14 protein-coding genes are annotated in these 12,594 nt (G+C 51.6%); 10 read left to right on the top strand and 4 right to left on the bottom strand.

Annotated elements, in window-relative coordinates; all coding sequences use genetic code 11:
- Positions 1–30 precede the first annotated feature (30 nt).
- Positions 31–972 (top strand): glycoside hydrolase family 113, encoded by a 942-nt coding sequence (locus tag BLU70_RS03380; protein ID WP_420865890.1) that lies wholly within the window; start codon positions 31–33, stop codon positions 970–972.
- 101 nt (positions 973–1,073) lie between these two features.
- On the opposite strand, the gene BLU70_RS03375 is transcribed toward BLU70_RS03380, so the two are convergent.
- Positions 1,074–2,252, bottom strand: coding sequence for a glycoside hydrolase family 130 protein (locus tag BLU70_RS03375; RefSeq protein ID WP_074691956.1), 1,179 nt, complete (start codon positions 2,250–2,252; stop codon positions 1,074–1,076).
- 4 nt (positions 2,253–2,256) lie between these two features.
- Complete coding sequence (locus tag BLU70_RS03370; protein WP_074691953.1) at positions 2,257–3,459, bottom strand: AGE family epimerase/isomerase; 1,203 nt, start codon at positions 3,457–3,459, stop codon at positions 2,257–2,259.
- 174 nt (positions 3,460–3,633) lie between these two features.
- Here BLU70_RS03370 and BLU70_RS03365 point away from each other — a divergent pair, with 174 nt between their 5' ends.
- Entirely contained in the window at positions 3,634–4,713 is a 1,080-nt protein-coding gene (locus BLU70_RS03365) for a LacI family DNA-binding transcriptional regulator (RefSeq protein WP_074691949.1), read from the top strand.
- On the opposite strand, the gene BLU70_RS03360 is transcribed toward BLU70_RS03365, so the two are convergent.
- Positions 4,710–6,107, bottom strand: a complete 1,398-nt coding sequence (locus BLU70_RS03360) for an MFS transporter (RefSeq protein ID WP_074691946.1) — start codon at positions 6,105–6,107, stop codon at positions 4,710–4,712. The two genes, BLU70_RS03365 and BLU70_RS03360, sit on opposite strands and share 4 nt — an antisense overlap.
- 73 nt (positions 6,108–6,180) lie before the next feature.
- Here BLU70_RS03360 and BLU70_RS03355 point away from each other — a divergent pair, with 73 nt between their 5' ends.
- The gene (locus BLU70_RS03355; RefSeq protein WP_074691943.1) at positions 6,181–6,648 is read left to right on the top strand and encodes a GNAT family N-acetyltransferase; all 468 of its coding nucleotides are present in this window, start codon (positions 6,181–6,183) and stop codon (positions 6,646–6,648) included.
- On the opposite strand, the gene BLU70_RS03350 is transcribed toward BLU70_RS03355, so the two are convergent.
- The gene (locus BLU70_RS03350; RefSeq protein ID WP_074691940.1) at positions 6,623–7,141 is read right to left on the bottom strand and encodes a cupin domain-containing protein; all 519 of its coding nucleotides are present in this window, start codon (positions 7,139–7,141) and stop codon (positions 6,623–6,625) included. The genes BLU70_RS03355 and BLU70_RS03350 overlap by 26 nt on opposite strands.
- 304 nt (positions 7,142–7,445) lie before the next feature.
- Between BLU70_RS03350 and BLU70_RS03345 the strand changes: the two genes are divergently transcribed.
- The 7 genes from BLU70_RS03345 to BLU70_RS03320 all read left to right on the top strand — a co-directional run bounded on the left by BLU70_RS03345 (position 7,446) and on the right by BLU70_RS03320 (position 12,438).
- Complete coding sequence (locus BLU70_RS03345) at positions 7,446–7,826, top strand: YojF family protein (RefSeq protein WP_006446159.1); 381 nt, start codon at positions 7,446–7,448, stop codon at positions 7,824–7,826.
- 2 nt (positions 7,827–7,828) lie between these two features.
- The gene (bshB2, locus tag BLU70_RS03340; RefSeq protein WP_100218590.1) at positions 7,829–8,518 is read left to right on the top strand and encodes a bacillithiol biosynthesis deacetylase BshB2; all 690 of its coding nucleotides are present in this window, start codon (positions 7,829–7,831) and stop codon (positions 8,516–8,518) included.
- Positions 8,519–8,539: 21 nt separating this feature from the next.
- Complete coding sequence (locus BLU70_RS03335) at positions 8,540–9,022, top strand: low molecular weight protein-tyrosine-phosphatase (RefSeq protein WP_074691937.1); 483 nt, start codon at positions 8,540–8,542, stop codon at positions 9,020–9,022.
- 80 nt (positions 9,023–9,102) lie between these two features.
- Complete coding sequence (locus BLU70_RS03330) at positions 9,103–10,245, top strand: S53 family peptidase (RefSeq protein ID WP_074691934.1); 1,143 nt, start codon at positions 9,103–9,105, stop codon at positions 10,243–10,245.
- 104 nt (positions 10,246–10,349) lie between these two features.
- On the top strand, positions 10,350–10,847 hold the full coding sequence (locus BLU70_RS03325) for a staygreen family protein (protein WP_074691931.1): 498 nt from the start codon (positions 10,350–10,352) through the stop codon (positions 10,845–10,847).
- 210 nt (positions 10,848–11,057) lie between these two features.
- Positions 11,058–11,225 carry a hypothetical protein gene (locus tag BLU70_RS14555; protein ID WP_176780827.1) on the top strand — a complete coding sequence of 56 codons (168 nt, stop codon included), beginning with the start codon at positions 11,058–11,060 and terminating at the stop codon, positions 11,223–11,225.
- A 475-nt stretch (positions 11,226–11,700) separates the two neighbouring features.
- Positions 11,701–12,438: an ankyrin repeat domain-containing protein gene (locus tag BLU70_RS03320; protein WP_074691928.1), complete on the top strand. Its 738-nt coding sequence runs from the start codon at positions 11,701–11,703 to the stop codon at positions 12,436–12,438.
- The last annotated feature ends 156 nt before the right edge of the window (positions 12,439–12,594 follow it).

Genomic DNA, 12,594 nt, shown 5'->3' with positions numbered 1-12,594 from the left:
AATTTGCGTCATGTGAATGGGGGAGCCAAATTGGAGTTTATCCGTGGCATCACGTGGGGTTGGGTTGGAATTCGAGGAACATGGATGACAGACGAAGCTAAGCGCTCCTTGATCAAACTGAAAGAGACGGGCGCGAACTGGGTAACCCTTGCGTTTCAGGCTTTGCAGGATACGCCACAAAGCGTGGAGGTAAATTATTGGGATGAACCGGTTGTGACGGACGAAGAAGTTTCGTTTGCGATTGAATATGCTCATCACTTAGGGTTAAAAGTTTGTCTTAAACCTGTTGTGAATTGTCGTAATGGCACCTGGAGGGCACATATCAGTTTTTTCGATCACGACGTGCCTGGGGAACCCACATGGTCGGAATGGTTCCAAAGCTATGGGACATTCATTATACACTATGCGGAATTGGCAGAACGTCTTGGATGCGAGATGTTTTGCGTCGGCTGTGAAATGGTGCAGGCGGACAAGCGAGAGCTGGAATGGCGTACCTTAATCGGGCAGGTTAGAGAAGTATATCACGGTACACTGACGTACAACTGCGATAAATATCAGGAAGAATATGTTCGTTGGTGGGATGCTGTAGACATGGTTTCGTCGAGCGGATATTATCCTGTGTCTTCGTTTCCTGAGAGGGTAAAGGAATTGCGCACATTTGCACAGCAAGTGAACAAACCGTTCTTTTTCATGGAGGTTGGCTGCATGAATGTCGAGGGTGCGGCTGAACGACCAAATGATTGGTCACACAAAGGTGCCTTGTCCATGCAAGAACAAGTCATGTTTTACGAGAGGTTGTTTTCGCTTTTGGACAATGAGCCGTGGTTTTATGGGTACATGTTGTGGGACTGGCCAGCGACACTCTACGCAGACGATGAAGCGGCGTATAATCGGAATTATTGGTTTTATCACAAGCCCGCTGAACATGTGATTCGACGCTATTATGCAAGGCCTCAGTTTCGAAATGTTTGATGCCTTCCATATTGAGCATGACTACCTTTTTAATTCAATATCATTGGCGTTCTAAAAGCCTCCATCTGGAAGATAAGGTTCAGATGGAGGCTTTTGCGTGTTCAGCGCGTAACGTGTAAATTTCTGTTAATCAATACCAAGCGTTGCTTCACACTTTCGGCGGATCGCAATCCGTCTTCGGGAGTGTTCTTCACGTAGTCCAGTAACTGTGACACGGTGCTTGTTGCCACGTGCATGCGTGTATCGGACGACGCGTAGTAGATGAATACCGTTCCATCGTCCTTTGCAACCCATCCGTTACAAAATGCTACGTTTGACACATCACCTACGCGTTCTGAGCCTACAGGAGCGAGGAAATATCCCCCTGGCCTCGCGATCACGCGTTTGGGATCGTGAAGATCGGTGAGGAAAAGGTAGAGTACGTAGCGTAGGCCAGCGGCTGTATTGCGCACGCCATGAGCCAAATGCAGCCACCCTTCCGACGTCCGAATGGGTGCCGGTCCAAGTCCGTTTTTGGCTTCCTTAATCGTGTGGTAGATGCGATCATCAACGATGTGTTCTACATCGATCACCGCACCTTCCATCGTATCTGCCAGGCCGAAACCAATACCACCGCCACTGCCCGCGTCGATAAAACCGTCCTGTGGGCGTGTGTAGAATGCGTACTTGCCATCGACGAACGTCGGGTGTAAGACAACATTGCGTTGTTGCGGAGACGGTGTCACCAAGTCGGGAAGTCTCTCCCATGTGCGCAAATCTTTTGTGCGTACGATGCCGCACTGTGCGACGGCCGCTGATTGATCGCTGGCAGGTGCCGACGGATCGCGCCGCTCCGTGCAAAACAGTCCATAGATGTACCCATCTTCGTGCTGAACGACACGCATGTCGTAGACGTTTGTATCTGGCAGGTCTGTCTGGGGAATGACAAGGGGCTCATCCCAAAAGCGAAACTGATCGATACCGTTTTCACTCTCTGCAATAGCAAAAAACGATTTGCGATCCGCTCCTTCGACCCGAGCGATGAGCAGAAATCGATCATTCCACAGAATGGCACCTGCATTGAAGACAGCGTTCACGGCCAAGCGTTCCATAAAGAACGGATTTGTTTCAGAATTCATGTCAAAACGCCATGTGAGGGGGACATGATCTGCGGTTAACACCGGATGGCGATAACGGGTGAACCATCCATGCGTTTGTTCTATCGGTTCGTTACGGCGCGTTAAAAGCGCCAAATAATTTTGCTCAATCCATGCACGGCGATCGTCGTATCGATTCGACATGGGCTCATTCTCCTTTTACCGCGAGCCGCTGCCACAGTTCCATACAGGCTCGCGTGTTGTGATACGGACATTTCCATGGCTCTACTTTCCATTTTGTCATGTCGGGGTTCCCGTCGCGATCGACAAGCCAAAACCATTCGCCGTATTGTTTGTCCGCGATGTACTGTTCAATAAAGTCCCAGACCAATTGACTCTTGTCTAGATACTGAGGATCATCTGTTATTTGATAGGCGTTCACCAGGCCCACTGCAGCCTCCGCCTGAGGCCACCAGTGTTTATCATCATCGATCACGCGACCTGCACGACCTTCATTGAACAATCCACCATCCATATCAATGCCTTCTGCGATTGTTGCCTTCACCATTTGTACTGCCAAGTCACGCGTCGATTCGATGCAATCCCTATCTCCTAAGGCCTCGGCCGCTTCACACAACAACCAAGAACCTTCGATATCGTGGCCATAGGAAATGACGTCGGAAAGTGGCCGCCAATCAGCATCAAAGAACAATTGAAAATGGAATGTCTGGGGATGGACAATGCGCGTAATCACCACCTGGAGTAACTCGCGCAGGCGATAGCGCAGTTCGGGATTTGGCCATACCTGATATAAACGCGTATATGCCTCCAATAAGTGCAAATGTGTATTCATCGATTTTGGCGCAGCGAGATCAGAAATACCCAGTTGATCCTGTATCGGATTCCAATCCTCTGAGAACGATTCGAAGTATCCGCCGTGTACAGAATCTCGAGCGAAGCGTTCCACACATTCGTAAATCAACTGCGCGTACAAAAGAGCTTCTGGATTGCCTGAAGCGGCATAATACTCGGCACACGCGTACATTGCAAACGATTGTGCATAAATGTGTTTGCGTCTCTGAACAGGTTGTTGGTTACCATTCACCATCCAGAATACGCCCAGATGGCTTGTATCCCAGAATGCGGATTTGAACAAAGTCCATAGATGATCTGCAACTTGACGGTTTTCCATACTCGTTTCAAAACCGCTATGGATGGCACGAGAAAACGTCCAAAGAATACGGGTCGCGAGAATAACGCCCAAATCGGCGTTCGGGTCTGGAATGCAGTCATTTGTGACCTTTCCGTAGAATGATCCGTCTGTCCGGAGAGCGTTTTCTCGCCACCAAGCGAGAATCCGCCGACCTTCGTTTGCGGCTCGTTGCTGTAAATTGATCGTCTTCAGAACCATCCCACCACCTGTAGTTAGGATAACAAATACAATACTAAGCTAACTATAAGTGATGTGGCAACTGTGTTTTGCGTGTGTGTATAGGGGAACAGCCGGGGGATGTGTCTAGACGAACGGCGATGAATCAGTTAGGCTAACAAAAGAGTGATATCGGAAGTGAAGGGTGTAATGGATATGGCCAAAAAAGTAACAATGCAGCAGATTGCTGAGCAGGCTGGCGTATCAAAGTACGCGGTTTCAAAGGCACTGTCAGGGCAGGCGGGTGTGAGCGAGGAGACACGTGAGCGGATCGTAAAAATTGCAACACAGTTGGGATATTTTCTCCAGGATAATAGAGGAAATGTACGAAAGTCCGGCACTGCCAAAGAGAAAGGGAAAGCGAATACGATTGTTGTGCTCTTGCCCAATGTCCGCATGCAAAACCGGGCATCGTCGTTTTGGGGAAGAATTGTCGATGGCATCTCCACTGCGGTAACAGAGCGAGGTTATGGGACAATTCTAGTCACGGAACATTCGCCAGAAAACTTTCTACAGGTACTGAATCCTTCTGGTGTGCTTGGTGTTATCGGGGTGGGACTTGTGGCAACCTCGTTACTGTTGGAAATTCGCAACATGGGCTTGCCGTTTGTTCTCATCGATCACGAGGACGAGTCTGTTCCATCCGATACGGTGTTTGTCAATAACTTCGATATTTCTCGGCAACTCACACACTTTTTGCTTGGCCAAGGTCATCGTCATCTGCAGTTTGTAGGGGATCCTTGTTTCGCACAAAGCTTTCGGCACCGTTGGCTGGGGTTTCGCACCGCACTCGAGGAGCGAGATATCCCATTGCGTCAGTCCAACGAATTGGTAGGTACCTTGGGTGTCACAAGGGACGAGCATATCGCTGGCCTAACGCGAATTGTAAGCCAATTGATGCGCGGGGGAGACATGCCCACAGCGTTCGTTTGCGCAAATGATTCGCTTGCCATCAGTGTGGTGACAATGTTGCGAGAAATGGATATTGATGTGCCTGTCGACGTTTCCGTGACAGGCTTTGACGATATTGATGATGCATCGGAGATCAGACCTGCTCTCACGACCGTTTACGTAGATAAAAAACAGATGGGAGCGAGAGCGGTAGATTTGCTTATGCGCCGAATCGATCATCCGGATGCCCCACGGGAAAAGTTGCATATTTGCGGCGAAATCGTTTTGCGCGATTCGACGGCTGCGCCTGCAGAGCGCTGGCATCAGGCGGATCGCGAGGCTTAACGGCCGCGTGGAATGCGCCAGCTCATCGCAAACACGACGATACCGAGGCAGGCGAGTACGATGCCAAGAATGTGCAATTGCCCCGTCGTGAGGCCGCTACCGAACAACAGCCCGAGCACGACAGTCGAGATGATGGTTCCCATATACCGGGCCATTTGAAAGAGCCCCGAAGCAGTGCTGATGACTTCTCGTGGACTGGTGCGAAACAAGGCCGTCTGCAGCCCGACATTGTTAAAACCGTTCGAGAGCCCCAACACGGACAGAACGACGGCGAGCCACCAAACAGGTGATTGGCCATGTAGAGTCAGATAGAGAACGCTACCTACGGTCATGAACACGGCCGCGAGCATTAAGGGTGGGCGCGATCCGCTTTTGGCCACCCAGCGCCCGGTGATGGGCGACGTGACCAGACTGAATCCTGCGACGCACAGCATGAGCAACCCTGTTTCCTGGGTATCGAACTGTCGCACTTCCTGGAGATACGTTGGCATGCCGAAAAACACTGAGTAAAAGATGATGTTGACCGTCGCGAACTGGACGAGCACCCACGTTAGGGCGGCGTTCTGTCGGAAAAAGCCCAGGCTCAGAAAGGGTAGTTCTGCCTTGGTTTCGCGCCAACCAAACAGGGTAAAGGCGACGACGCCAAGGACAAGTCCCCACCACGAGGGTCTGGATGTGAGCGAAAGTAAAAAGATGATGGCACCAATGATACCGAGAATAAACAGAAAGATACCCATCAAATCGAGTTCATGCAGAACGGCTCGCATCCTTCGCCCGAGCGGTGCCGTTGGCTCCTTGTCCCGGCCACTAGGTAACACCCAAATTGCCAATAAAAAGCTCGCAATGATAAACGGAAAATTGACCCAAAAGATTCCCTGCCAATCGGCGTAGTGCATGATAATGCCTCCGATGGAAGGGCCGAATGCGGCGGCACCCGATGAAAACACAGCCAACAATGCAAGCGCCTGCGACTGTCGTTCTGTGATCACGTTGCGCACGATACCCATGCCCGCAGGATATACGGCGCCGCTGCCCAGGGATTGAATGAGGCGCAAAACGATGAGCCACGAGAAGCTAGGCGCGAAGGGGGCCAGCGAACATGAGAGTGCAACGAGCAGTAAGCCGATAAGGAATAAGGGTTTACGGCCGAGGAGATCGGCGAGTTTGCCCATGATTGGCTGGGCCACGGCGCTTGCGAGATAGTAAGACGAAATGAGCCAGGATGCGGTGGTAAAATGGACGTGAAACACGTGCTGAAATTTCGTCATGGCAACCGAAATCATCGACGAATTGAGCGGATTGAGCAAGATGCCAAGTGCAATGGTCATGAGAAATAAGGCGCGTCTATGACCATTCGGTTGCGCGGCGACAGAGTTATTTGGCACACTAGACATTCCGGTTCCTCCTCACACTGGCATTATGATACGCCTTGCGAAGGAACGTTTCCAAGCGACAGGAGGGCGGCGCATGCGCGTTGTGATCGTACAAAACGAAGATGAATTAAAGGCTTGCCTGGATATTCGGCGAAAGGTGTTCGTCGAAGAGCAACAGGTGCCTGTGGAAGAAGAAATCGACGAACAAGATGTCGTCGGAGTGGGGCATCACGTCTATATCGAAAACGACGAGGGGACTCCCGTAGCCACGGCTCGCTATAAGCCGTATGGCGATGAACGTGCTGGGACAGCAAAAATTCAGCGAGTTGCAGTGCTTAAGGCCTATCGCAAAGGTGGCTTTGGTCGGGCTGTTATGGCGGCCATCGAGGAACTTGCGCTGGCAGATGGATACCATCGCGCCGTCCTCGATGCCCAGTGCCATGCAGAAGCGTTTTACCGCAAGCTTGGCTATTGCACCGTAAGTGAGGAACCGTTTTACGATGCGGGGATCTTGCATGTGCGCATGGAAAAGCTGCTTAAAGGAGCGCCAGTCGCTCGATGATTGACGCATGCTGCGGAAATTGCGTGACGAGTTCATGCCGTTTACATAGCTCAAAGTCCCGGAAATCAAAACCTGGCGTGACCATACAACTGACAAGCGAGTAACCGAACACGTGTTGATTGGGTTTTTGCGGGGCGGGCGACGAGCCAAAGATGGTCCCCTTTGGCACGAGTAACTGCGGTCGTTCACCAATATCCATGCGCACACCGAGCGCGTGTGCTGCGTATTTCCCGGAAGCATCAATGGTGTGAACGACGAGCGGATCGCCCACGTGAAAATACCAAAGTTCGTCCGACTTGAGTCGGTGAAAGTGAGAGACGTCGTCCGCACGCAATAAAAAATAGATAGATGTGGCGCTGCGTCGCGGGGAGCCATAGCGACCCAGTGTCGCTTCGTCTTCCATCCACACAGGCGAATGGTAGGTTTCGCGATAAAAACCCCCTTCCGGGTGTGGTTCGAGTTGCAAGGCTTCAATCCAGTCGGATGCGTCCATGTGCGGGCCTCCTTGTTGAACGTGTTTGCATTTGCATTGGTACAGCCGAATTTGGCACGATAGAGTAGGCACTCCTGTTGATTATGGCATATCCGAGAGGTGGAATGTCACAAGGCGTGTTCAACTCGTATTCACAATCGCAATCGGTCGAAATGCTTGGTCGGCGCTCAGCTGTTTGCAAGAACTTTTGGATGGTTTCAGTCCGGCGGTGAGCGGCACAGCTATTTCCTTTGGACAAGCGAAGACCTATGCGCAAGCGTTTGAATCTCCGACGTGACGGTCGGCAGGAAAGCAGGGAAACAAATTGCAGCCAATCGATGTTCAATCGGTTCAAGCAGCACTAGAGAGATTTGTCGGAGACGACGTGTATTTGCATCTTGAGACGACCAACGGTGCGTATGCGGCACATCGATTCGGCCAACCGATGGCTGTCTGTGCCTATATTCGCAATGGCTTGGTGAAGTTTGAGCGAGCACAGATCGCTGGCACTCGTCCGTATCGCGTTGGCCTAAAAATGGCGTCAGGTTGGATCTATGCCGAAGGGCTGACGGATTATGAAGTAGACGGCGAAGGACGGTTGTTGCTCGCAGGGCACGATAGTGAAGGACGGCTCGCTGTCGCTTTGCAATTGTCGAGAACGCCTTGGCCAATGGGCGTTTTGGACGAGGAGAAGGAGGTGGAGTGAACGTGGGTAACGTGGAAAAAACGCGTCATCTGCTGCTCGTGTTTCCGCACCCTGACGATGAGTCGTTTGGCAAGGCGGGCACGGTAATCCTATTTACGAAGGCCGGAACTCCAGCAACCTTGATCTGCGGCACACTTGGTGAGATGGGGCGCAACATGGGGAATCCCACGTTTGCAAATCGCGAGACGTTGCCAAGCATCCGCCGCCGTGAGCTGGAGGACGCGTGTCGTGCACTTGGTGTCGACGATTTGCGCTTGCTTGGTTTGCGGGATAAGACGGTTGAGTTCGAGGATCCGGAACGCGTGGCGGATCGCATCGAGGCCGTTATCCGTGAAGTGAAGCCGTCAATTTTGATGACCTATTATCCAAAGTATGGAGTCCATCCGGATCACGATGCCATGTCACACGCCGCGGTCATCGCTGTCAAGCGCTTGCCGAAAGAGGAGCGGCCGGTGATCTGGGGGTCGGCGGTCGTGAACGATGCGGAATCTATTCTTGGCGAACCCGATTTCGTTCTTGATGTTTCATCCGTTCTCGACGAGAAAATGGCCGCCATGCGTGCCCATAAGTCCCAGTACCAAGGTATGTTTTCCCGTATGGAAGAAGCGTTGGCACAAGGCGGAGCTGTACGCGATGAGGTTTTACAGCAACTGACCCGGGAACGCTTTTGGATTTATCGGATCGAAGATTAATGGATTTTGTGAGGGACGACTGTGATACGTGTTTTATTCATTTGTTTAGGAAATATTTGCCGTTCACCGATGGCGGAAGCGGTATTCCGGAACATGGTCGAAGAAGCTGGTCTCGCAGATGAAATCGACGTTGATTCGGCCGGGATCGGCAACTGGCATGCGGGCGATCCGCCGCACATAGGTACCCGGCGTGTTTTGGAGAAGAACGGGATCGACTGGAAAGGGCTTGTCAGCCGCCAAGTGACACCTGACGATTTGCAACGGGCAGATTATGTTGTCGCGATGGACGATGCCAATATGGAGGCTTTAGAGCGGCTAGGGGCACCACGGTCGGAGCGGGTCTTTCGCTTGTTAGATCTCGTACCGGATGAACCACTGAATGAAGTTCCGGATCCGTATTATGATGGGCGTTTCGATGAGGTGTATCGACTCGTACAGCTTGGGTGCAGGGAGCTTTTGCAGAAGATACAAAAGGAACTTGCAAAGCGCAAAGCAAGTAAATAGATATTTGTGACGGACAGGTTGTGGTAATCCCACATACCTTGCGAGTGTGGATGATACAACCACACAAGGAGGTATGTGGGATGCATGTTTTGAAACACATCCACTTTGCGGATGCCCATCGTCCTTCGCAAGCCTTGGCCAACGGGGGACAGGGCTATTTTCCAGCGGACATTCGACGGTTGTACAATATTCCCACAAATCTTACCGGGGCCGGGCAGACTATTGGCATCCTTGAGTTTTCGAGCGGCTACAGCCTTCAGGATGCGACCTTGTTCTGGCAGATGCATGGCATCACGCCGCCAAATGTTGTCTTTGTCTCCGTCGATGGCACGCGCAATGACGGTGGCACCAGCGTGGACGATGAGGAAGCCTCACTGGATTTGCAGTGGGCTGCCGCCATCGCACCGGGAGCTCGGTTTGTCATCTATGAGGCGAATGCCGGTGAGACTTACCCGGAGTTTGAAGCTGCAATGTTGCGTACGTTGAACTACATTGTGAACGATCATCTGCATCAGCCGAGCGTCCTATCCATTTCCTACGGAGACGGCGAAGATTCGTTTGATGCGGAGGCGCTGCAGTCCATAGCTGACCTCATTCAGAAACTGGATGAGCGCGGCGTAACCGTCTGTATTGCTTCTGGCGATCAGGGGGCCTACGGTTTGCACAATCCGTTTGGCCCTTATGCGCGTCATGCCGATGCGCCAGCCACCAGTCCTCATGCGGTGGCTGTCGGTGGCACGCATCTGTATGCACATGGTGGCGAGTGTGCCTGGACGTATCTGGGACCTCAAAATGGCGGCGCGAGCGGAGGCGGCTTTTCAGATATCTTTGCCAAACCGCCGTGGCAGACGGCAGTGCCCGGCCATGCGCGTGGTGTGCCCGATCTCGCTCTTAATGCGGATCCAGCCAGTGGGTATCAAATTGTGTTTCAGGGTCAGTCTGCCATTGTCGGTGGCACATCCGTGGCCTGCCCTGTGTTTGCGGCGATTATCGCACTGGCCAACGAGCGTCGGGCCACATTGGGACGTAAACCCCTTTCATCGCTGCCGCAGTATCTATACACGTATGCAAATAAGCTGGGCTTTCACGACATTGTCGTCGGGAACAACACGTATAACGGCGTCATTGGCTACGAGGCCATACCAGGTTGGGATGCGGTGACCGGATTCGGATCAGTCGATGCTACACAATTCATCGACACATTGGTTAAGGACGTACCGTAATGCCAGTTTGGTAGCATCCAGTGGTGACAATCCATCCGAAGAACCAATAGGCGATACACGTCATATAGATGGGCGAACGTCACTCTGTGGAGGCGGGGAAGCGGATGGATCAAGCCAAGATGAAGTGGTTACCCCATCGCGTTCATACCGTATTTCTCGAAGATGTGACCCCAGACGATCCTGTTGTTGGTCGCAAGTATACCTGCATTCGCTCCTTACGTACTGGACGCATGCATGTGAGCATCGGCAAGCAATACCATGACGCAGAGCTGTCCCGCCGCTATGGCCGGTGGGCTCGCGAGTCGATTGTGGCCGAATGGGTCTCGCCAGATGAATTGCAGGTTCACGTGCACATCAGCGGCGCAGGTGTGCACGGGCGGGCCGGGATGCGCAATCGCAGGTTCCTGCGCGATTTGCCCTTCGCATTGGCGGCTATGCGTCATGCCGACGGATACCTTGTCCAAGTTCATCCAGAACTTGATCATGCTCAAATCGTCGTACGTTTTCATAGCGATGTAAGTAAATATGACCGAACTGAGACCTGGGGACACTGGCGAGATTACGCGATCACGCCCAATTGGCGACATCGATTTAGTCGTTAATGTTGAGAATCAAAGCATACAAGCCCTGCCTGGCTGAGGCGGGGCTTCTTTGTGGTTTTTGATATAAAAGTTAACGTGTGAAAAAATAATTGAGTCTATATGTTAATAAATATAACATTCGTTATTGACCGCCTTGGGGGTTGTCGGTATGCTTGTTGACAATGATACCGTTTCTTCCAGATATCAGGGGTGAAATGGGGGCCGCACGGGATGGAACCTCCGTTTGAAACGGTTATTTTCACGCAGGCTGATGAGGCGAAGAATCTACTGATGATGCGTCAGTTGAAGGAAGCGGTGGAGAATCAACAAATTCGCATTGTTGACATCCGACGCTACCGGGATCAATTGATTGTCACCATTCGCCGGCTCTCGTCCTGAGACGGGCGGGAGCCGAATGTGGCCACGCGGTGAGAGTCGCTGCGTCGGCTGTCCACGCCACTCCTTCTGGAGGCGGATCGAATTCGATCCGTCTCGCTTTTTACTTTCACCCGCAATGTACCATATGATTTTCACAATGATTTTCACAATGATTTTCACAAAACACAAAATAGATATTGACATTCCAGAATGAACCAATAAGCCAATCACGGAGTCTCGGTTCTGGAAAATCCGAATGACTCGTTCACGGCGACGAATTCGTTTAGGCTTTCCATTGTCTTCCGTAGTTTCAATTTGCAGAAAAGCGCGGCGATGACGTATGCATGATGGTTGCATAGTCATACACAATCTGTGTGTTACACTTATTTCAGTTAAGGGCAGGAATGCGCAAAAAGGAACCATGATATAGGTCCCGAGAAAGCAGTACAATCACCATGAAGGGTGCATCATGCACAAAGAATTAGGAGCCAAAATTATGGAATCTATCCCCCATGACAATCCCCTAGTCGTATCTTTTGTTCGTGCGGTCCATTCAGGTGACTTGGAAACTCTGCAGAGTCTCTTAGATACATATCCGGCTTTCGCGACAAAGCGTGTAGTTGACAAAAAGGGTGGTTCCCGTACTGCGTTACACGTTGTCACTGACTGGCCCGGATACTTCCCTAACGGACCTGTGGTTGTGAAGATGTTAATCGAAGCGGGAGCCGACCCAAATGCACCTATCATTGGCAGTTGGCATTCAGAGACGCCGCTACACTGGGCGGCAAGCAGCGACGATGTGGATGTTGCTGCTGCGTTGATTGATGGGGGAGCGGACATCGAAATACTTGGTGGCTCCATCGCCGGTGGCACACCTTTGGATAATGCAGTAGGTTATGGATGTTGGCATGTTGCAAGACTTTTAGTAGCGCGAGGTGCTCGTGTTGACAGCCTATGGCACGCGGCGGCACTCGGGATGATGTCTCGTGTTGAGGAACTGATGGCTTCTAACCCATCACCGACTTCGGATGAAATCAACGAAGCTTTTTGGCAGGCATGCCATGGAGGTCAGCGTAGGGTAGCCGAATACCTTTTCAGCCAGGGCGCAGATATTAATGTCATTCCTGATTATACAAGTTTGAGGTCACTCGATGCGGCTGGTGCCATCGACACGCGTAGAGATATCATGGTCACTTGGCTGAAAAGCAAAGGTGCTAAGTCGTCAAAAGGGTGATTGGCGACGGTCTATTCACCAAACTTACTTGAACAGACCGGGGCGTTAGTTCAATAACTAGACCCGTCCAATCCTGCAGCGTTATGCAAAACGCGGTATATCGGAACGCCGCGTTTTTCTGCATTTTTAAGTTGCGGAAAACATTCCATCCCAATC

This window comes from Alicyclobacillus hesperidum (genome assembly GCF_900107035.1).
Taxonomy (GTDB): domain Bacteria; phylum Bacillota; class Bacilli; order Alicyclobacillales; family Alicyclobacillaceae; genus Alicyclobacillus; species Alicyclobacillus hesperidum.
Note: the sequence above shows the minus strand (reverse complement) of the source record. Positions and strands in the feature narration are given on the sequence as shown.

What these genes read in the sequence shown, in the direction of transcription:
- BLU70_RS03350 (WP_074691940.1), bottom strand. Translation starts at nt 7,141, where the DNA reads ATGGACGCATCCGACTGGATTGAAGCCTTGCAACTCGAACCACACCCG.
- BLU70_RS03370 (WP_074691953.1), bottom strand. Translation starts at nt 3,459, where the DNA reads ATGGTTCTGAAGACGATCAATTTACAGCAACGAGCCGCAAACGAAGGT.
- BLU70_RS03355 (WP_074691943.1), top strand. Translation starts at nt 6,181, where the DNA reads ATGCGCGTTGTGATCGTACAAAACGAAGATGAATTAAAGGCTTGCCTG.
- BLU70_RS03330 (WP_074691934.1), top strand. Translation starts at nt 9,103, where the DNA reads ATGCATGTTTTGAAACACATCCACTTTGCGGATGCCCATCGTCCTTCG.
- BLU70_RS03375 (WP_074691956.1), bottom strand. Translation starts at nt 2,252, where the DNA reads ATGTCGAATCGATACGACGATCGCCGTGCATGGATTGAGCAAAATTAT.
- BLU70_RS03360 (WP_074691946.1), bottom strand. Translation starts at nt 6,107, where the DNA reads ATGTCTAGTGTGCCAAATAACTCTGTCGCCGCGCAACCGAATGGTCAT.
- BLU70_RS14555 (WP_176780827.1), top strand. Translation starts at nt 11,058, where the DNA reads ATGGAACCTCCGTTTGAAACGGTTATTTTCACGCAGGCTGATGAGGCG.
- BLU70_RS03365 (WP_074691949.1), top strand. Translation starts at nt 3,634, where the DNA reads ATGGCCAAAAAAGTAACAATGCAGCAGATTGCTGAGCAGGCTGGCGTA.
- BLU70_RS03320 (WP_074691928.1), top strand. Translation starts at nt 11,701, where the DNA reads ATGGAATCTATCCCCCATGACAATCCCCTAGTCGTATCTTTTGTTCGT.
- BLU70_RS03325 (WP_074691931.1), top strand. Translation starts at nt 10,350, where the DNA reads ATGGATCAAGCCAAGATGAAGTGGTTACCCCATCGCGTTCATACCGTA.